This window comes from Pedobacter sp. 22226 (assembly GCF_052045455.1).
Taxonomy (GTDB): domain Bacteria; phylum Bacteroidota; class Bacteroidia; order Sphingobacteriales; family Sphingobacteriaceae; genus Pedobacter; species Pedobacter jeongneungensis.
Map to the genome: position 1 here is coordinate 377,383 of NZ_JBQEPB010000002.1, position 20,330 is coordinate 397,712.

Below are 20,330 nucleotides of genomic sequence, written 5' to 3' on the forward strand. Positions count from 1 at the left end.
GTATTAGTCAAATGTCGGTTTTAATACTTTTATGGTTCTAAGCAGGTAAAACAGAAACCACATAATTACATAACCCCAAAAAATATTATTGAACATAAATTCAAAGTTATTCCCTCTCCAGAGTCCCTGAAAAATACTATTGAACATAATTACACAGCCGAGTTCGTAGCCGCCGAATAAACTTTCTGCCAGATCAGAAAAATGTTGGACCAGCATGCCATATAAAAGCATAAAGAAAAATACACCAGCAACACCCCAGCTTAGATAGGCATCTACAACGGGGCGTGTTTTTGCAGATACTGTAGACATTTGATGTGCTACACCTGCATCATAAACCCGCTGCATGGATACAGTTTCCATGTTGGGTTTTCCTGACCAGAAAATTCTGGGAACGAGTCCTTCTAAAGAATTTTCTACAATTTCCCAATCATAATAAGGATGATGACTGGGTACATAGTCTACAAATTGGGTGAACATTTCTATTTCGCTTAGTCTTCTGGTAAGAAACCCCCAGTTGGTATCTTCAATTTGTTCTTCGTTTTTTGAACCCAAATTCTCAAACGCCTGGTTTTGTGCTTCTTCTGCACTTACTTCACCGCTCCAGCTTTGTCTTACAGTGTTATTATACGTTGGTAGGAAATAGAGTAATATGTAAGCGACAGGAATGCTCAAATAAAGTATGGCCTTTTTATAATAGGGAAAAAATACACAAGCTATAACGATCACATTGATAATGATCGGTTCTTTGTATCCAGATAGCGAGGCATGTATAAAATTAAGAATGAAAATTGTAGCGCCTATACCAAGATATCTGATATTTTTTGTGTTGAAACCTTTAACAAATAATACGGCTGCACAAGAGATTCCGACTAAGGTAAGTGGAAGGGCAACTTGGCTAAGCCCAGAAAAACGTTGTGCTAATGAACCAATCCCGAAGACAATAATGCCCAGCCAGATTAAAAAATCATCACCTTCAAAGGTTTTTACACTTTTAATGGTAATACGATTCTTTTGAACTATAAGCATGCCTGTAACTAAGGCTGCATGAGCCAATAAACTCATTCGTTGGCAACTGGCAATCAGTGCAGTTTGTTCACTTTCTTTAAACTGTGCGCCATAATTAACTTCTGTTAAATACCGGTAGCCCAAATGATCCATAAAGTAAAAAATGGAAGTGGTACACATAAATCCTGCAAAAATGAGCTGCGTAAGAAATATGGGTCGCATAATTTGCTTATGGATAGGTAAATCCTGCTTAATAATTGCTGCTGGTGATAGTATGGTAGTATAAAAAATAAATAGCGAGCCAAACCAAGCCACAAAATAAGATATGATCGGGCTATTGATTAGTAAATAACAAACCAGAACAGGAAAGTACAAAGTTAAAATAAGTCTTGTAGGATTATTATTTTGCATCGCTGTAAATAGTATCTACAATTGCTTTCACTTGTTTTTCGAATGACCAGTTTTGAATGATCTGTTGGGATTGGATGCCCATTTTTGTTAATTTTTCTTTTCTATCTGTTAGTTCTCCTAGTTTTTTCACAAGATCATCTAAGTCATTCGATTTAAATACTTCTCCATTAATTCCTGGCTTAACAAGATCTACGGCACAGCCAACTTTTGTGGAAACCAAAACCGCTTTACCTGCTGCCATAGCTTCATTGACAGCTAAGCCCCATGTTTCTCCTGGCCCCTTTGATGGTAAACAAAAGAGATCGCAGGCCTGATACACAACAGGCATTTCTCTTTGATTCTGAAAATCCATAAAATGAATTCTCTTTTTTATACTGTCATCCTGGGTGTATTCGAAGGATTTCTTCGCTCCTAATCCGTCAACTTTCCTTTTCAAACTCCCCTCTAACACTCCATTGCCGACAAATAGTAAATGGGCATTGGCCAAATTCAATGCATTAAAAGCTTCCAATAGTAACGATGGATTTTTTTTTACTTCAAATTTACCGGCGAATAAAATTAATATTTCTTGATCAGCAACGCCAAATTTTTGTCTTAAACGATCCGCCTCTACTTTTCTCCCCTGTGAAAATCTTTCATTATCAACAGCATGACAAGCAAAATGCAATTGCTGATCTTTTAATCCATATTTCTCGAAGTAATTTTTATTTGCCTCTCCGACATAAAATGCTTTATCAATATGGCTATAAACCCATTTAAGAAAGTATTTTCTTAATACGCTCTTAAAGCTTTTTTGTTGATCTAATAAGGTGGAATCGCCCCTGAAGTAAGTTGGTACCTTTCCTTTAAAAAATCGCAATATCTTTAAATGACTTTTCGATGCCCAGCCATAAATCAAAATTGCATCTGGTTCAAATCCCTCTACTTCTTCAATCAATCTGGGATTAATTATACCATTTAGATGGTGGGTGCCAGGATCTTTTGAAATATTTTCTAAATATATATAATCATAGCCCTCTAATAAGGGGATGTCCCATTCAATTTGTCGGCCAAAACCTTGGTCATATTTAGCTATTGATTGTTCACCCCAGGTATAAAATACTTTTAGTGCTAACTGTTTAGCCAGTAATTGAAATACTGGGGTGTAATACTGTATCGGATGACTGATTATAATTGCTAGCTTTTCTATTTTGTGCATTCTATTGCTACGGCCTCATTAAAGCGGTTGGCTTCTTCAACAAATTTAAAATGTTCATCTTTGCTATCGTTAAAAAAGCAGATTCTACAGCTTTTAAACCCACTTTTTTCCAGTTCGGACACCAGCGATTTTTCGTCCCACATCCATAAATGTTTGGAGTTGCCCGCATAATCTTTAATTACACCTGTTAAACCTTTGCTTCTTTTTTCTTTGCCTAGTAAGGTTCTCCGCATAAACTCAGATGCTGGATTTTCTACCGAATCATAATCTTCTAAATACTTTGCTATGGCAAATTTCAAATCTGGCACCACGCACCTAAAAATTCTACCTGGTTTTAAAATGTGATAGGTATTTTTCAATGCCGACTGAAAGTCTTGGTAAGACAAATGTTCAAGAACATGCGAACAGTAAATCCCGTCGCAGGTATTTTCTTGCTCGGGCAAACCTTTTACAATATCTCCGTACAGCACATTTTCAGGAAAGGGTTGAATGTTTTTTTTGTAAAATTTGCCAATTAGCCAAGTTCTCTCAAATCTTAAAGTAGGAGAGGCATCATAATTTTTCCAGGTATTTGGAGCGCTAAAACCGCAGCCATATTGTACGTATAACGGCATATTTAAAATTTACTTTTTAGGTGTTTGCTGTGTTTCAAATCCAGTACTTCATCAAACAGATCTACCTGTTTTTTGGTTAAAGATTTTGCGGTATATTTTTCAAATTCTTTCCAATTTGTGTTGGGTGATTTTTTCTCGATTACCTGTTCCAAATATGCTTCAAAAATACGCTTTACTGCCAGATAAGAATGATCAAGTGTGATTAAATTTCCGGCATTACAATCTTTAATTACAGTTGCTGCTTCACTTTGTTGATGAAATAACGCGAGTAATGGTTTTTTCGCCATGATGTAAGGATAAAGTTTGGATGCCGTATATGATGCATCATTTGAGCCGACAATGAGCAAACCATCTGCTTCTTGCAAATTTCGAATGCTTTGGTAAAAACCTATGCGATCTGTATATTCTGTTACTTTCTTGCTTAAACCCATTTCTTTTGCGGTAGGAGCTACTGTTGGAACGCCGGTCCCATTTGCAGAATAACTCGTACCAATAAAATGTAAATGTAGTCGAGAAAAGATAGCCGGATTGGTTTCTTTATAAGCTAAGATTTCTTCAAATAATAATTTAATTGCAGGGTGAATATCATACCCTCCTCTGCCAATATAAATCAGGTTAATTTGATTCGGATCTGTCTGATACACCAATTTAAGTTTCGATTTGTTTTTCTCAGCAATCACAAAATCCTGTTCCAAAGCGCCAAATGTAATTATCCTGGAAGGTTTATTTTTTAACCAAGCGTATCTACTTTCCAAAGTTTCGATATATGCGCCAGATACGCTGACGATGCCATCAACATTTTTCATCGCGATTGGTTCCAAATATTTATTTAACCGATAAGAAAACCAATACTTTGGAGGTCGTTGCGATTTCGGTTTATCTAGATAATAGGTAGAATGCCAAGGATCTTGCATATCAATGACGTACGGAATACCAAATTTTTTCTTCCAATAACTACCCAAAATACATACCGGAAACTGTGTTGTAGAGAAATAAATTAAATCGAATTTTTGCGATGCTAGCAATCGACTAATTTGTTCTCTATAATGATAAATTGAGCGCAAGGCTAAACCGCCCATCCCAATTTTACTGGTCCATTGTTTAGCCAACGCTTTCACCTTGTGGATGACTGTGTTTGCTGGTACCGTTTGTAACAAGAGCTCGTCCTTTGCCAAATCTGAGTATTTTTGATTTACAACTGCTACTTCTGCAGTCCATCCAAAACTTTCGAAATAAGGCAAGCTCATTCGCACCCGTTGCATGTCGGCAGCGTTAATGGGCGGAAAGTGTGGCGATATGATTAAAACCCGTTTCAATTGGCTAAAGTATTGGCTACAAGTTCTAAAAATGTCTGCTGTTCCAGGTTCCAATTCAACTTTTCGTTTCCATAGGTTAACGCGTGTTTTTTTCTGGCTGCTAGTTTTTTCCGATGATTTGCGTACAAAGTGAGTAATTTTTTAAGCGCTTCAATATTACCATTTTCGTAAGTATCTCCCATATGTGGGTAGTTTTCAAGTAATTGGCTTTGAGCGCTCGTATCAGTTGCGATAATTGCCAAACCTGCTTGCACGTAGGTGAAAATTTTATTAGTAAGGCAAATATCCCTATTTTCGGGATAACTAAGCTCAGTTGCTAAGCCGATGTCAAATTGTGAGGCAAATTTAAAAATCTCATCCGCTGGAATTGGACGATGATAAAAGATTTTACTTTTTTTGGCAGATTTTAACCTACTGTTAAAATTTTCTATAATTTCCACATCATGGTTACCTAGCAAATGTAGCTCAAACGCCAATTCGTCCAGGTGGTTTATCACGTCAATTACAGTTTCCAATCCCCTTGCCAGGCCAATAGTTTGCGAAAACCAAAATAGCTGTAATGGCTTATCCGTCTGATCAACCGTTGGAATATGTTGTTGTGGAAAAACATTTAATAGTGTGATTGGCTTTAGTTGCGGATAACACTCCTGATAAGCAGCACTTATAAGTGGACTTGACGTTGTTAGATAATCAACCTGAGCAAGATACTTGTCTTCAATATACTTTTTGATTTTATAATCAAGTGATGTTTTGTTATTTGTTACTTCATATCTGTGAAAGTCTTCGGCATCGAATCCGCATTTCGCCTTGTTCTTTTTCGATGCCGAAACAGCTGCTGGCAATGCGCCTAAATTATGTGCAATATATAAATCTGCTTTGATTGATTGCGCAAAGTTTGTTTGTTCAGCCAGGCATCTGGTTATAGCGGTTTCTGCGAAACCAAACCCAAAACCGAGAATATTGGACAACTTCATGGCTAATTTTTGACGAATGCGCGATTTCAAATAAACAAATTTTGCTGCACTCGGGTCGCCGCCAACTCTAATTGATTTCCATTTTTTTGTTTGCAATAATTGCATGTCCAATGCAGTTCCCCACTCGTTCCAATACTGGTAAATTACAGTAACAGTATATCCGGCTTCTTTTAAACTATCCGCTTCTTTTACCAATCGGGGGTTGAGCGAGGGTTGACCTGAAGAAATTAATACGATGTGGTATGAGGATTTCATTTAACCGTACTCGGATGCATTGTCGTTTTTGGACTAAACTTCGACTTTAACTTAATGAAATATTTTTCATAATAATTATAGGAAAGGTAGCTAATAGCAGCGATACCGATGATTGTCAAATGTGGAGCTGTAAAAATAACCGGTAGTTTATAATCTTTTGCTGTAAACGGTTGTTGCCATATATAAATGCTATAGGAATAAATCCCGATAGTTGTGATTACTTTGTTGTTTAAAAATTTAAAGGTGATGCCATTGCTTTTAGTTATATTAATTACAATCAGCAAGCCGATGACGAAAGATGTAATCAATCCGACAAGAATATTCTTCAAACTGAAAAAGTTGTCATATCTGATAAGAACAATAAAAGCAAAACCAACAAGGTTAATAAGATCTTTATTGCCCATTCCCGGAAATTTAAAGCTAGGGTATTTGAACCATAAGATTGCAAACAAACAGCCCACGGCAATCGGTTGGAATTTGATGGAGTAATGTGTCAGACTATAAAATATTGGTGAGCTTAAAAGAGGTATAGTCTCTTGCAAGCCAATAAAAATCGGCAGCAAAAATACTACCGTGAGTATTGTTAAGAAGAAAAATCGGAATTTGAATTTAAGCAGGGCCGGAAACAACAGATAAAATTGCTCTTCTACAGAAAGTGACCAAAAATGTCCAACGAACCATGAAAGGCCATGCACTCTAAATATAGAGGTTAGGTTGGTAATGTAAAGTGCCGCGCCGATAAAATTCAATTTGCTGATCCCCAATTCATAATAGTAATTTAAGATTAACAAACTGCCTAAAAAAAGATAGGCAACAGGAAAAATCCTCAAAATTCTACGGATGAGGAAATTCTTCAAAGAAATTCTGTTTGTCGATATTTTTTCTTTGAGCATTAGCGTTGTGATTAAAAAACCACTCAATACAAAAAAAATAAGCACACCAAGTTTTCCGCTGAAAATGATATAGTAGATTTCTAAATCTGATAACTTGAGATGAGACAAAACAACCATGGTAATTGCAAGCCCTCTAAACCCATTTAAAGAATGATAATACTTATTGTTTAGCTGATCAGGTATTTTTGTCGGCGCAGTTAAAAATGATAAAACTTTATCCATTATCTGTAAAGACCTAAATAATCAGCTGCAACGATCGGTGTATCAAAACGTTCTTTTGCCTGCGCTCTGCAAAGCGTTCTGTCAATTTTAGCAATTTTATCCACCGCATCTATCATTTCTTCTCTGTTTTTTACCACAAAACCAGTAACTCCTTCATCAACAACTTCTGGTACAGCTCCCATTGGAAATGCAATTACCGGCGTTCCACATGCCATGCTCTCCGTCATGACCATTCCAAAAGCCTCCCTCACATCAATAGGGAAAAGCATAGCTTTTGCCATACCGAGGTAATGGTTTTTCTGTTCATCATTAACTTCGCCGACATATTTAATCTGTTTACCATCAATTTTTGGCTTTAACATCTTTTCAAAATAGGCTTGTTCGTGTTCAATATTTGAAATGTTGCCTGCAATAATCAGCTTCTGATTGGTAGCTAGGGCAACATCAATTGCGATATGGCAACCCTTTACTTTGTCTAATCTCGATAGAAAAATAAGTGGTGCATCATTAGGCAGATTGGTCGTTAAATCGTATTTTGAAAAATCGATAGCGTTGTAAACCCTTGTCCAATCTCCAATATGCTGTGCGGTGCTGATACAATCGTAACTTGGAGCAGTAAATTTTAAATTCTGGTGAGGAAATCGATTAGTCCAATAGATATTTTTTGCATCGACTTGCCTACCGTAAGTCATGATTTTGTTTACTGGTTGATTTAATATCGGTAAAAGGTAGGCTAACCTTCCAAAATTGTGGATGAGGTTATATTGTTTGCTTTTCTGCAACAGAAATTTCCAGGCAAAGAGCGTTTCTTTTAACCGCTGCCATTTTCCCCGCTTTAGATCGTTGATCCCAAAACTGTAATTTTTGCCAGAAATCTTTGAATTTGGACCAGCCAAAAGTTCAACTTCATGCCCCAAAGCAGTATATTCTTCGGCAAACATATAAACTAACCGCTCATGACCACCATATTTTGGCGGTGGAACCGAAATTCCTGGATCCATGATTAAGAGGATTTTCATTTATATACTTCTTCTAAAATTTCTAGCATTCGGATTCCACTTTTTTCCAGTGAAAGATTATTGACAATGTATTTTCTTGGCTGAAATTTCTGTTGAACTACTCCTTGAAAAAACAGATCGAACTTCCCGGTAAAACTTTCGAAATTTTCAAATGTTGATCCACATTCTTCGCTAAAAAATGGAGCAGAGGTGGCTGGGATTAGCGGATCATTCCAAGAAAATCGGTTTGGATCTAAACAAAAACCTTGGTCCCAGGCATATATCGGAACATCCATAGACATCGCTTCGCAACAGGCAAAACCCTGGCTTTCATGTTCACATAAAAATACCATACACTTACATTCTTCCAATAATGCCTTGTAATCCTGTTCCTGATAATCGCCATAAACGATTTCCTTGTAACTTATATTTTTTTCATTTAAAAAATTAATAATCGGATTTCTCAAAACTTCGTTATAGTGATCATGTTCCCACCTTATCTTATTATAAATTAAAATATCGTAACTTTTTGGTTTTAGAGACGGAAGCCATGCGTCTGTATCAATTCCTACAAACCAAGTATCGCAAATATGATTACCATAATAAGGCACATATACGTTTTTCGCCCAGTTTGAATGCTGAAGGTATTTGGCGATTGGGTAATCATCGCATAGAGTAGGCCACTCGGAAGGATGTGTCATTAATGCAATCCCAGCTACGATTTTATTCGTTTTCTGATAACCTTTTAACGCATATCTTCCTGCACCAAGTACAATCAATTGATCTTTAGGTTTGATTTGTTTAAATGGAATGTTTATCTGATAGTTAACTTTTAATTGATCAAAAGAACGGCGGAGGTTCAAAAAAACTTTCTCAACGCCGCCAATTTTTTCTTTTTTAAAGAGACTTTTGAACAGCATTCGCAAGAACCTATCACCATAAAACCATCTATCTTCCAACGGTTTTTTTCTAAAATATATGATAATTCTACTGTTCACCTCTTTTGTATTTTAAGCGTCTTGACAGCGCTACAAAATGTTGTTCGACCAGAAAATAATAAATTCCAGCACCGCAAATAGATGTCATGATTAAAACTATAAAAGTTGACAATGGATTAATAGTTATAGGAAGTATCCAAGGTAGTAGAAGTGATGCGACCAGCATGTGAACAAGATAAAGCGAATACGAAATTTTCCCTAAAAAAATCAGTATTCTGTTTTTTATTGGTGGAACTACCATGATCAATAAAATAGTAAACAAACAAATTACCATATATCTGATCGCAATTAAAAAGGCCATTTCCAAACATAGAAAGATCAGCAACCGAATGCCAAAATTGGCGGGTATTTTTTTTACTTTAACCAAAAAAGCTAAAAAACCCAGTGCGAAAAAATGTCCATAAGCAAGGATAAATCTGCGATCGGCCCAACCTGCAAATTTTACTGAATGAAAACACAGTAATAAAATAATAATCAGATAGGGCATTTTGAGTTTCATTAATAATGGGTAACAGAGCCCAAGAATAATATAAAACTGGATTTCAATTCCCAGGGTCCAAAAAATGGTGTCGTACCAATATGACGGTTTAACAAAGGGAACGAGATAAAAAATGTTATATATGATGTTTTTTAAATTGATTTGCTCTGATTTAATTAAGAATAAAAGCGTTAATGCCAATACGATATAATAAGGCGGATCAATTCTGATTGCTCTTTTTGTAATAAAATGGAAAAAGTCGTTTATCTTGTAATTGTTTTTGTATAAGGAATAAGGCATTATAAACCCTGAAATGATGAAAAACATTAAAACACCTAATTGCCCGCTGTTTACGATATAATTTACTACCGGATAACTGTTATATTCTGCCAGCATACCCATATGTACTACACAAACCCCTAAACTTGCCAAGCCTCTGGTCACTTCAATGTTTTCAATTTTTGTTTGGTTGATTTGAGCGGGCATAGATTTGAGTTAAAATTGTGAAGTGATTTTTTTGATGGTTGCTGCAATGCTATGTTGACTTAGCGCCTGATGTTGGGCATTTTTCCTCAATAAAGCTCTCCTTGAAGATGATTTGCTTAATTCGTTAATTTGTTCAATTAATTCTTCCGCAGTGCGATAAGTTGAAATGTCATCTTTTAAATCGTAAAGTTTATCAAGTCCTTCGGTCCATTCCGTTAAGTAACAAGCTCCAAGCATTGGCGCTTCAATATCGCGCAACCTCGAGTAGGTATCCGGTTGATGAAGTGGAAAGTTAAAGCTGGGGTAACGATTGATCCCCAATGTAACTTTACTTTCTCTTGTTATTTTTACGTAGTTTTCAAAATCTGGTTTTCCTTGAATTAATTGCTGTAATTCTTTTGAGGTCTGTGGGTGTAGTTTACTTTGTTTCAGTTTGTTGAGATAAGGATTTAAGCCATTTCTCCTTAAAAATTGAAATTGGTTTTTAATTTTTTCAACGACCGACTGCCGTTTAAAATTAGGCATTCTTGCCTCATCATTCCAGCCGCTACCATAAATATCCAAGTCTATCGACGGCGAAATATTTATCAGCTTTTCGAAGAATAAATGCCGCTGAATATCTTTCGATCCGATAAACGATATGCGCTCATTTTCGTGATCTGGCATATTGCGATATTTTGGATCTACCCACATCGGCATGGGCAAATGCAAGTAATGTTGTTTTGCTTTTTGGTAGAGTTGTATGGCTTTATATTCCGGTACCCAGTTTAAATCGAATACTTTAAACTCAGCTGGCAGTTTTTTGAAAAAGCGTAAATGATCACAGAAAAAATTTACGCAATAGACACCCATTCTTCTGATTTCATAAATCGCTTGAATATCGATTTGCTGAGGATACAAATAGCTGAGAAATATATCAGGATGATTTTTTTTAATCGCTGATACTGTTTTTTCCCAAGTTAAGGTTTTCCACTTTTCATGCTCTTCCTCAGTTTTCTGTACTAATCCAGCGGCCCAATCTACTTCATCAACTTCTAGCCAGGTATGTTCAGTTTCTTCAATTCCATTTTTAATGTAATATTCCCAAAAGCTATAGGCTGCAATCGGATGTTGAATTTTAGACTGTAAAAACGAAAGAAAGATCTTCAAATTATGATTTCAATACAAATTGTAGTAACCGCGCTGTTTTCCAGCCGAAATATTTTGCCAATCGCTGAATTTTCGGTCCGCCAAGTTGTGGCAAATACCCCTCTTTTTCAATTTTTGGCATTATCTTCATCGCCTGTTGATATATTTTGTAATATTTTGGGAAACTTCGCACGGCGATGTCCAGCAATAATTTATAGCTTGCTAATTTTGCGGCTTCGCTGGAATTTTGTTGGAGTAAAAGATGGGTTTTGATTTTTGCAGCCGCCAAAGAACTTTTCAGTTTTTTCTCTGAATTGATATTTGATAGGGAAGAGGATTGATTTTTTCTATAAAACACAAAAACATCGGGTGTGTACACAATGCCGCTAGCGTTTAATATCATTCTGGCAAAAAATTCTCCGTCGTCATCAGTTGTAATATTTTCGTTCCAGTTTCCGGCTATGTCAATTAACGTTTTTGGAATTAGCCAAGCATGCGTAGTAACCATGGACCCGCTTTTCGAGTAGCCGCCCCAAAGTTTGATCAAAAACTCATCGGTCTTATCAGTAGTTTCGTAAAAAGCGTCTTCGTAAGCACTCGGTACAATGTTTTCGGGCTGGTCGCCATCATTGAAATGTTTCGTTCTGCAATTTGCGATATAATTTTTCCTTTCCAATAACTGATCAAGCTGAAATTTGATCTTATTTTCGCCCAAAAGGTCATCGGCATCAAGAAACTGCAGATATTTTCCTTTGGCGATAGTGATTCCCAAATTTCTGGCTGCGCTGGCACCTTTATTAAATTGCTGCAGCACAGTAATGTTTGCACCTTCAAATGATTTTGCTAGTGCATAAGAGTGATCAGTCGATCCGTCATCAACCAAAATAAGCTCAATATTTACACCGCTCTGTGCTAAAACAGATTGGATCGTTTCTGGAAGATACTTTTCAGCGTTAAAAACTGGAATGATTACACTAACTAATGGGTTCATTGTAGTAAGCTCACTTTTCAGGCGTGACACCAAAAATTTCTAGCCACCTATTTTTAGAAAGCGTATGTTCGGGAACTTGATTGTTGATCAGCCAAGGTTGTTTGAGATAAGAAATATATAAATCCGGATTGTTATCGATCTCTTTGATCCGATCTATTAATGGCGAAAAATTGAGGTTGAACTGGTATTTCATCTTAAACCTTCGGCCATACAACTTAAGTTTTCTGCTGAGATGATTTTGCGGCTTCCGAAAATGCTGCGGCCGGATATCTACAAAAGTTTGTTGAGAAAGCTGTTCTATCTTTTTCAAAAACTTTCCTTTTTTGTCATCTACATAATTGGCAAAATTAACAAAGCTGTTCTTGTTAAAAATTTCATCAACAAAATCATCACCACAGTAAATTGGTAAACTGTTTATTAGCATCGCATCGTACAATTTTTCCGTCTGGTATCCCGGATAAGCATAATTTTCAAAAGCGATGGTAAATTTGTACTGATTTAAAAACTGCCGTTTTTGATCCCAAAAATCGCCGCTAAATTGAGAATCGATACTCTTCATATTGTTCATCGACTTACTTGGAGCATCTACTTTTTTATATTTAGATAGCTGTTTAAAAAACTCTTCACGGTAAGGTACAGGGTTTGAATAAATGAAGTTGCAGAATTTTGTCTTTTCGCTCAAAATCCTGTCAATATCGTTATCCGATAAATTTTTGATTAATAATTTTGGCTCAAATCCATGCCATTGGATCCTTTTATATTTTGAACTTCTAATTTCTTCTTCTCTCGGAACACCAAATGCCCAATCGCAAATAGAAAGATCGGGGGTAATATTTTCGCAGAAATAACCGATCCGCTGATAATTTCCGGGTTTGGGAACATCGTTTCCATATGGGCCAAAAATGATAAAATCCGGATCAGAAGAATTCTCGAACGCTACAAAATCACTAACTCCATTCACATCGAAAACTTCTCGTTTGAAGATTTCAAAGTCTAAACCATTTTGCATCTTTACTTTGATAGCTTTTTTTATCTCTGGACTATCCGAATTTTGCATATAGAATTTTCAATCTGTATTTTATAAGTTCAAAGAGATAAACCATAAAATTGTGATGCTGCCACTTATATTTATACAAAGCGAAACTAATGTATTGGAAATAGCTTTTTTTGTAATCACTTTCATTACTCAGGGTTTTACTTGCTAGGTGCGTTACTAGGGAATCTCGAATAAGCGCATTTTTGATTCGATACTTCTCGAGAGTGAGCCTGAAATCATCATCGCAGAACCAAAATTTGAATCGTTCATCAAATAAGCCAATTGAATTAAAAATTTCCCTTTTTACAAGAAAACACCAGCCAGTAAAAAATAACGCATTGGTGTAGCCGTAATTTATAGGCTCTTTTTCTACTTCAATTTTTCCATGATGAAATTTTGGACAAAATGGGTTGAAACTTTTTATGGCGGGATCTATTTTACTGCTTTCTAAGATAGCTGTCGCCCAGCCCTTGTTAAAGATAAGGTCATTATTACAAAAACAAATTAACTCGTTTTGAGTTAATGAAATGCCTATGTTTAAGAATTTATGAAAACCAAATTCTTGCTTAGGATAAATGGTTCTGCTATTTGGGTATTGAAAAGGTGAAAGTACCTTGTTTGATTCGATGACAATTACATTGAATTTAATCAAACGAGAATCTTCACTTGCCAACAAAGTGCTGATTGTTTGTAGCGTGATGTTTTTTAGTGCTTCGTTTTTGGCGTAACTTAAAATAATAATATCAATATTGGTCATTAACTTTTTTAGCTACTGTTGCATATTGTTGAAACTTCGTGTCTTCAAATTTATTGTTTGTGATTAAATTCAACAGTTGAACAATAAATTTAAATCTTGGAGCTAAAGATTCATTAATACCTATATGTTGGATTACTTCAAAACCTAAAGTTTCATACATTCTTTTAATGCTTTTTTTTGTGAAAAACCTCAGGTGTGTTTTGTCCATTATTCCCGAATCTTCGTAGGTAAATTCGCCAAGGTAAAATAGCCGGTAAAGATAAGGGGCATGCCTGATATTTGGAATTGAACTAACAATCACGCCATCTTTTTTTAGAAAAGCTTTACAATTCCTTAATGCAATTTGAGGTTCGGCCAAATGCTCTAGCACATCATTAAATACAATACAGTCGAAGTGATTATGCGGTAGTTTACTTTCAGAAGTAAATAACGTGTTATCGAAATGGTCAAGCTTTTCAATTGCAGATTTATTAAATCTTCTATCAGGCTCAATACCGTAATAGATGCAAGAAATGTTTTTTTTGACATAAGCTCCAAAAGAGCCATCCCCACAGCCAATTTCCAGAATATTCGCAGCATTTTTGGGTATAAACTGTAACATTTCTTTCCTTATGTGTAGAAAGTAGCTATCTTCCTTCTCTTGATAGTCAGTTGTATTGTACATTAGTGAAAAGTCCCATTAGCGGAAATTTCTCTTTGGTTAATTTCCTGATAAAAACAGTTGTAAATCGCTGGTAAATCGAGGCTCAAGGTTTCAACTGTTAACTCAGTGTTTTTATTCCCTTTTTTCAAAATTTTGCCTGCAAATATTTTCATTTTGCTCCATTGGCTGATATCTTTACTATCGCCTTCATATTCGTATAAAAATGCTCCAATCCTTCCTTCCTTTTTTAAAGTTTCTTTAGAAGTAAGCGACGTGATGTTTGAAGGAGTACCTACACCCATTGCCATATACCCTGTGTAATAAATAATGTTACATTTTAAATAACTTATCCGCAGTGCAAATTCCCAATCGAGCATTACAAATTTTGTATTGTATAAACCTGTGTAAGCTAAAGCAGATTTTCTAATCATCAAATATACATCACTAAAGCTGAAAGATTTTGCAGATCCCCTTTTCCAAGCCATAAATGATTCAAACCTGGAGCTATGACCAATTAACTCGGGATTTGATAAATTAACAGAAAGCGAATTTGAAATACAGAAGTCAATTTCGGAATGAATTAGCAATTTATTTTTACATTTTCTAATCGCTTCAAAACAAAAAACATCATCATCAATAATTTTTTTGAGTAAAATTCCTTTTGCCATCATCATGGCTTTATTCCAGCCATGAGCTTGGTTTTTATCTGGTTCTGATATGAATTGATGGATTTTACCTTGATTAAATAAATCAGTTAAGTATTCTTTAGTCCCATCTTTGCTGTCTGAATCAACTATTATTATTTCTTCATCTGGTAAGATATTTGACATTAGCTTTTCTAGAGAAATCTTTAAAAAAGGAAGTCTATTTTTTGTTGAAATTAAATAGGATAAAACTGGTTCGCTCATCTTATGGACATTATTTAAAAATTTGTATGAAAGATTTGGCAAATTGTTTCACATTATTTGCATAATTATTTTGATCAAACAACCGTGGTTGAAATTGATTTGAGGTTTTTTGAATGTTATCTGCCAATTTTACCATATCATTAACCTCAAAAAATAATGCGTTAGTATGCTGTAACTGTTCTTTATGTACGTCAATGTTCGATGCAATTACTATTTTGTTAAATGATTTTGCATCTTCGATAACAGTACTCCAACCTTCAAAAAGCGAAGGCTGAATTACGGCAATGGCGTGTTTCATTAATGTTAATTGGTCGGTTCTATCTACAAAACCTAGAGAAAAAGTTAGGTGACTTAGCCCATTCTCTTCAATAAACTTTAAGAAATGTAGATAGTATGCTGGGTTGCGATAATCGGCAGTATTTCCTGTAAACACAATCGGTATGTTCCATTGACCGCTTGTGTTTAAATAATTTAAGGCCTTTAAGATAACCATGTGGTTCTTATGCTGCCAAAATTGGTTGCAACAAATGAAAAACCGTTCCGGCAAATTATACTTTTTAAGTAGTTGATTTAATGGCTTAAGGTCTCCATGCTTAGAAACCGCAAAAGGAAGAACATAGATTTTTGCGCGGTTTGCCGGATAAATTTCTTCAAAATGATTGCGCGCGTTTTGACTGCTTAATACCAAAACATCGTTACTTATTGCAATTGCTTCTTGAGAAGATTTTCTTTGAAAAATATCGCTTTCGGAAAAAAAATGAGGAAGATAATGTTCTTGAAAATCGGCAATCCAATATGCCCTAATTTTGGCTTGATCTTGTTGTTCGCATTTATAATATGGAAAAACTCCATCCAGATTTTCAATCGCTCTACTAAAAATTCTCTTTCCGATGGTACGAAATAAGATTGTATTTATTACTTTCTTTAAAAGATTACTTTCTCCTGTGTTAATTTGATAAGTAAGATATGGGTAAGCTGTAGCCTGTTTTAAAATATCGAAATATGTCTTTTTAGCTGTTATTACAACAATATTGGGCTTTTCAACATCCATTAAGGTATCTAAAGCGCGAACCAAATTATCAATATAATATGTTCCGCCAATCCAACCTTCATCATAATTATAGCTAATGCCAATTTTTAGCCTCTTAACCATGAAATATAATCTTTTAAACCATCGTTTAACGAAATGCGGCTTTGATATCCCAGTTTAACAATTTTACTGATGTCTGCTTCCCAATATAAAGGATCGCCGGTTCTATTGTCGCCTAAAAATTCAACTGTTTTTTTGTCAAAATTTCCAAGGGTTTTAAAAACTGCAACCAGGTCTTTTATCTTCAGTTGCTTGCCATTTGCAATATTATAGATGTCAAAGCCCACTTCAGCATTTTTAATGATCATTTCAAAACATTGAACAATATCATTCGCGTGAATGAAATCTCGGGTTTCATTTCCCGTGCCAAACAGCGTAACCGTATTGTTTTCGAAGTTAAATTTTTGATAGAGATCCCAAAATAACTGTTTGGTTAATCCGTCGCCGTATGCAGAAAAAATTCGGAGAATATAGGTGTTGACGCCAAAATATTTATGATAGGTTTCACACAATTCTTCAGCTTGTTTCTTATGGATTCCGTAAGGAGAAAGTGGGTTCAGAGTAGCAGATTCTTCAATTGGCAGTTTGGTTGCATTGCCATAAACGGCTGCGCTGGAAACCTGAATAAATTTACATGAAGGATGTTCTTCTTTAATGGCAAATAATATTTTCTGCACATTATTTACATTCAACGAAAAATCTCTTAAAGGTTTAATAAAAGAATCCTGAACGGAAGCTGCGCCAGCACAGTTGATACACCAATCTGGTTTTAACTTTCTAACAAGCTGCGTAAAATCGGCATCACTAGAGCTAATCTGAAAATAGTTCGGATCGTTATAATCATTTACAATATCGCTGGCATAGGTAATGTATTCTTCCGTATTTTTAAAATGTTGATAGGCATGCGAGCCTATAAATCCTTTGGCACCGATAATCAATAACTTAATCATGAGGAATCTGTTTTAAAACTCTTGCTGGATTTCCCCCGGCAACTGTCCATGCAGGAACATCTTTTGTGACTACACTTTTTGCAGCAACTACCGCTCCTTCGCCAATGGTAACACCTTTTAATATACAAACATCAAAGCCAATCCAAACTTTATCACCAATTGTTATTGGAGCGCTATTAACCCCTTCCCAGTTTTTATTTTTGATACTATTTCCATCAAATTTATGATAATCAGAATAACATTGATGGTTGTCGTTTTTTCTATATTCCCAGTAAATGCTATGAGAATCATGGTCGTATAGGGTGATACCCCAAGCCATCGTTACATCATTGCCAATGGTGATGTTATTCCTGGAAATTAGAGTTGCACCACCAATATGGACATTATTTCCAATCTGGATGTTGCCGTACTGGGTTTCAAATATAAAATCAGCATTAATAATGCCTTCACGTCCGATAACCACATATTTTCTTTCCTCAATTTCAGTATCGAACCTGATATTGAGTCCGTTTAGAAGATATGAAGATGGCTCTATAACCACATACTTTGTGAAATCAGGTTTTGATTTTACAATCAGTGATAACTTAACTAATATTCTATAAATGAAATTACGCATCTAATTTTTTAATTACTTTCGCAGGATTTCCTGCTACCAAAGTAAAATCTGGAATATCTTTCATTACCACCGAGCCAGCTCCGACAATTGCTCCACGACCAATGGTCACTCCCTTCAAGATCGTTACGTTAAAGTTAATCCATACATCATCTTTAATGTGGATAGGGGCAGTAACTATGTTTTGTTTTTCGTCCCAATGACCAACTTCAACAATGTATCTGAACCTTTCTGCTCTTTCTAAATGGTCAACTTCGTGAGAATTGGTATCAATTATATTTACGTCGTGAGAAATCAGTACATTTTTTCCAATTCGAATACTTTCCGCAGACCAAATCCGTGTGTTTAGTCCGATATACGTATTTTCTCCAATTTCGATTTTTCCTCCAAACTTATAAGTTAAAAGATTTCCTTTAAGGCAACTTCCTTTATTAATTGTTATTGCTTTTTGATCGTTTTGTAGGTTCGTTACATTAGCCTCAGCAAAAATTAGGGCATTGTTATTTGTGATTTGATTGTTTACGTTTTCAATTTTTCTTTGATCACTCACGCTCTGTATCATCAAATCAATTTTGTAAGTTTTGATAAGCTTGTAGATCAGGTTTTTAATAAAAGATTTCATAAAAACTTTTTAATCTTGGCGTAAAGTTTACTTAAAAGTTGATATTTCTGTTTTGAGGTGAATATTTTACTCATCATTTGATCCGATTTTTTATTTACAGCAATAATTTTCGGATGTTTAATTATAGCCGAAATATTTGCTCTTTGAAGATTGCTAAATTGATTTTCACCTGTTGTATGTGTTGCAGCTGCGCCAAATCCGATATTGGTAATCATATTTTCTACAGGAACAATGCACAAACCTTGGTTCATCCATAAGGTGTAAACCCATTGGTAATCCCAGGTGTCAATTTTTTTTTCATAAACGTCAGAAAAGCTATTCATCCAATCATTAAAATCGGACTGATGCCCATGTTGTTGAATTAATTCTTCTTTTTGTAATGAAAAACCGCTTATGTTAAAATCATATTTTTCCCAAGCACGCTTCCATGTAGCCCAACCCCAAATAGATCCGTAGGAAGAATAATAATAGGAATCTTTATCTAAGTTTAATTTTTTGGCTAGCACATTTGTGCCGGTTATCTCCATTATCCGATTATTGTTTTGATGATATTTTAGTAATTCAGCGCAAAAAACAAAAAAGGAATGATTTGGTAAACAGTCATCCTCCAAGATAATGCCTTGTTCTACATGTTCAAAAAACCAGTTAATTCCACCGCTGACTGCTTCTCCGCAACCACAATTTTCTTCCCTAAATAAAGTTTTTAGTTCGCACGGCCAATCTATTCCATTTAAAATAAGATTTCTGGTTACGGCACATTTCACCAAATCATTCTCATTACCTTTTCGTGGACCGTCTGCAGCTACAAAAAGCTGCTTCGGTTTGGCTTTTTTAATTTCCTCAAAAACAGCAATTGTTGTTTCTGGCCGGTTAAAAATTAAAAATAGAACCGGGGTATCTAACACTTAATCCAATTTTTGGGTATAATACTATTTGGTAATTCCTCGTTCTGTCCAAGCCAAAATTTCGGCGCATATATTTGAGGTTGTTTTTTGTTCAGAAATGCGCCCCACCAAGAGAAACTACTATTTGCCAATATGCAAACATCTGCATTTAAAAGAAACTGAAAATCGATTATTTCTTCGTGGTTAGAAATGTATTTGTGAGGTACATCACTAAATTCTTCAGCAATTGTGGCAGGTTCATCAGATAAAAAAACGAAAAAAGAACTTTCCTTTTCAAATTGCTGTAAGATTTTATGGTAATAATCAGTTGATAACGCCCAGCCTAAATTAATATAATCGCCCTTTCTGATATGAACGGCAATTACTTTTTTATCAGCAGGAAAATTTTTAACCACTTTTTGATAGTTGTCTTTAAATTCTTCCTTCAGGTTAAATAAAGAACCAATTTCTTCTTTAACATTTGCAAAATAGATTTCTGATTGAAAAAATCCAGTATAAAGTATTTGGTCTTTTAATTTTAGCAAATTCATCTCAGGACTGCTTCCATTGGAAAATTCTATTGGTTTTAATTTGAAAAATTTAGGCAGAAAGCTATAAAAAGCCATTTTTAGCCGGTGTGAAAATATATTTCTAAAACCTTTAATCCTAAACAACGATTCGACTTCAAAATTAAATTCTTTTACCAAAGAGAAATATTTTGGAAGGACAAATAACTCGCTTCGCTGATCAATGTAAAATTTCGTGTTTAAAGACTTGGAAGCTGCGTAAGCAAATGCATACTGAAATAATTGATTTCCTAATCTTCCCTGCAAGACAACTCCAATCATTTTCTATATGGA

Annotated in this window: 21 protein-coding genes; all 21 read right to left on the minus strand. The window is 35.2% G+C overall.

Annotation, left to right across the window (positions count from 1 at the left end; translation table 11 throughout):
• Window positions 1-3 precede the first annotated feature (3 nt).
• From ACTJKC_RS05005 to ACTJKC_RS05105, 21 genes are read right to left on the minus strand one after another with little or no spacing between them, the layout of a single operon-like run.
• A complete protein-coding gene (locus ACTJKC_RS05005; protein WP_440790553.1) occupies window positions 4-1,416 on the minus strand; it encodes an exosortase Y-associated Wzy-like protein in 1,413 nt (470 codons plus the stop codon).
• Window positions 1,406-2,614 carry a glycosyltransferase family 4 protein gene (locus ACTJKC_RS05010; protein WP_440790554.1) on the minus strand — a complete coding sequence of 403 codons (1,209 nt, stop codon included), beginning with the start codon at window positions 2,612-2,614 and terminating at the stop codon, window positions 1,406-1,408. The genes ACTJKC_RS05005 and ACTJKC_RS05010 overlap by 11 nt, the downstream gene beginning before the upstream one ends.
• Complete coding sequence (locus ACTJKC_RS05015) at window positions 2,602-3,228, minus strand: class I SAM-dependent methyltransferase (RefSeq protein ID WP_440790555.1); 627 nt, start codon at window positions 3,226-3,228, stop codon at window positions 2,602-2,604. Before ACTJKC_RS05015 ends, ACTJKC_RS05010 begins: the two co-directional genes overlap by 13 nt.
• A 2-nt stretch (window positions 3,229-3,230) precedes the next feature.
• Entirely contained in the window at window positions 3,231-4,544 is a 1,314-nt protein-coding gene (locus ACTJKC_RS05020) for a hypothetical protein (protein WP_440790556.1), read from the minus strand.
• Window positions 4,541-5,773, minus strand: coding sequence for a hypothetical protein (locus ACTJKC_RS05025; protein WP_440790557.1), 1,233 nt, complete (start codon window positions 5,771-5,773; stop codon window positions 4,541-4,543). Before ACTJKC_RS05025 ends, ACTJKC_RS05020 begins: the two co-directional genes overlap by 4 nt.
• Window positions 5,770-6,888 carry an acyltransferase family protein gene (locus ACTJKC_RS05030; protein WP_440790558.1) on the minus strand — a complete coding sequence of 373 codons (1,119 nt, stop codon included), beginning with the start codon at window positions 6,886-6,888 and terminating at the stop codon, window positions 5,770-5,772. The genes ACTJKC_RS05025 and ACTJKC_RS05030 overlap by 4 nt, the downstream gene beginning before the upstream one ends.
• Entirely contained in the window at window positions 6,888-7,889 is a 1,002-nt protein-coding gene (locus tag ACTJKC_RS05035; protein WP_440790559.1) for a glycosyltransferase, read from the minus strand. The genes ACTJKC_RS05030 and ACTJKC_RS05035 overlap by 1 nt, the downstream gene beginning before the upstream one ends.
• A 14-nt stretch (window positions 7,890-7,903) precedes the next feature.
• The gene (locus ACTJKC_RS05040; protein ID WP_440790560.1) at window positions 7,904-8,884 is read right to left on the minus strand and encodes a glycosyltransferase; all 981 of its coding nucleotides are present in this window, start codon (window positions 8,882-8,884) and stop codon (window positions 7,904-7,906) included.
• Window positions 8,874-9,848, minus strand: coding sequence for an acyltransferase family protein (locus ACTJKC_RS05045; protein WP_440790561.1), 975 nt, complete (start codon window positions 9,846-9,848; stop codon window positions 8,874-8,876). The genes ACTJKC_RS05040 and ACTJKC_RS05045 overlap by 11 nt, the downstream gene beginning before the upstream one ends.
• Before the next feature lie 9 nt (window positions 9,849-9,857).
• Complete coding sequence (locus ACTJKC_RS05050; RefSeq protein ID WP_440790562.1) at window positions 9,858-10,997, minus strand: glycosyltransferase family protein; 1,140 nt, start codon at window positions 10,995-10,997, stop codon at window positions 9,858-9,860.
• A gap of 1 nt (window position 10,998) precedes the next feature.
• Window positions 10,999-11,967 (minus strand): glycosyltransferase family 2 protein, encoded by a 969-nt coding sequence (locus tag ACTJKC_RS05055; RefSeq protein WP_440790563.1) that lies wholly within the window; start codon window positions 11,965-11,967, stop codon window positions 10,999-11,001.
• A 10-nt stretch (window positions 11,968-11,977) separates the two neighbouring features.
• Complete coding sequence (locus ACTJKC_RS05060) at window positions 11,978-12,976, minus strand: glycosyltransferase family 10 domain-containing protein (protein ID WP_440790564.1); 999 nt, start codon at window positions 12,974-12,976, stop codon at window positions 11,978-11,980.
• 31 nt (window positions 12,977-13,007) lie between these two features.
• On the minus strand, window positions 13,008-13,760 hold the full coding sequence (locus tag ACTJKC_RS05065) for a glycosyltransferase family 2 protein (protein WP_440790565.1): 753 nt from the start codon (window positions 13,758-13,760) through the stop codon (window positions 13,008-13,010).
• Window positions 13,747-14,424 carry a class I SAM-dependent methyltransferase gene (locus ACTJKC_RS05070; RefSeq protein ID WP_440790566.1) on the minus strand — a complete coding sequence of 226 codons (678 nt, stop codon included), beginning with the start codon at window positions 14,422-14,424 and terminating at the stop codon, window positions 13,747-13,749. The genes ACTJKC_RS05065 and ACTJKC_RS05070 overlap by 14 nt, the downstream gene beginning before the upstream one ends.
• A complete protein-coding gene (locus ACTJKC_RS05075) occupies window positions 14,424-15,311 on the minus strand; it encodes a glycosyltransferase (protein ID WP_440790567.1) in 888 nt (295 codons plus the stop codon). The genes ACTJKC_RS05070 and ACTJKC_RS05075 overlap by 1 nt, the downstream gene beginning before the upstream one ends.
• A gap of 10 nt (window positions 15,312-15,321) precedes the next feature.
• Window positions 15,322-16,464 (minus strand): glycosyltransferase, encoded by a 1,143-nt coding sequence (locus tag ACTJKC_RS05080; RefSeq protein WP_440790568.1) that lies wholly within the window; start codon window positions 16,462-16,464, stop codon window positions 15,322-15,324.
• Complete coding sequence (locus ACTJKC_RS05085) at window positions 16,449-17,351, minus strand: NAD-dependent epimerase/dehydratase family protein (protein ID WP_440790569.1); 903 nt, start codon at window positions 17,349-17,351, stop codon at window positions 16,449-16,451. Before ACTJKC_RS05085 ends, ACTJKC_RS05080 begins: the two co-directional genes overlap by 16 nt.
• A complete protein-coding gene (locus ACTJKC_RS05090; protein WP_440790570.1) occupies window positions 17,344-17,967 on the minus strand; it encodes an acyltransferase in 624 nt (207 codons plus the stop codon). The genes ACTJKC_RS05085 and ACTJKC_RS05090 overlap by 8 nt, the downstream gene beginning before the upstream one ends.
• Window positions 17,960-18,586 carry an acyltransferase gene (locus tag ACTJKC_RS05095; protein WP_440790571.1) on the minus strand — a complete coding sequence of 209 codons (627 nt, stop codon included), beginning with the start codon at window positions 18,584-18,586 and terminating at the stop codon, window positions 17,960-17,962. Before ACTJKC_RS05095 ends, ACTJKC_RS05090 begins: the two co-directional genes overlap by 8 nt.
• Window positions 18,583-19,491 carry a nucleotide-diphospho-sugar transferase gene (locus ACTJKC_RS05100; protein ID WP_440790572.1) on the minus strand — a complete coding sequence of 303 codons (909 nt, stop codon included), beginning with the start codon at window positions 19,489-19,491 and terminating at the stop codon, window positions 18,583-18,585. The genes ACTJKC_RS05095 and ACTJKC_RS05100 overlap by 4 nt, the downstream gene beginning before the upstream one ends.
• Window positions 19,485-20,318 (minus strand): alpha-1,2-fucosyltransferase, encoded by an 834-nt coding sequence (locus ACTJKC_RS05105; protein WP_440790573.1) that lies wholly within the window; start codon window positions 20,316-20,318, stop codon window positions 19,485-19,487. The genes ACTJKC_RS05100 and ACTJKC_RS05105 overlap by 7 nt, the downstream gene beginning before the upstream one ends.
• Window positions 20,319-20,330: the final 12 nt, after the last annotated feature.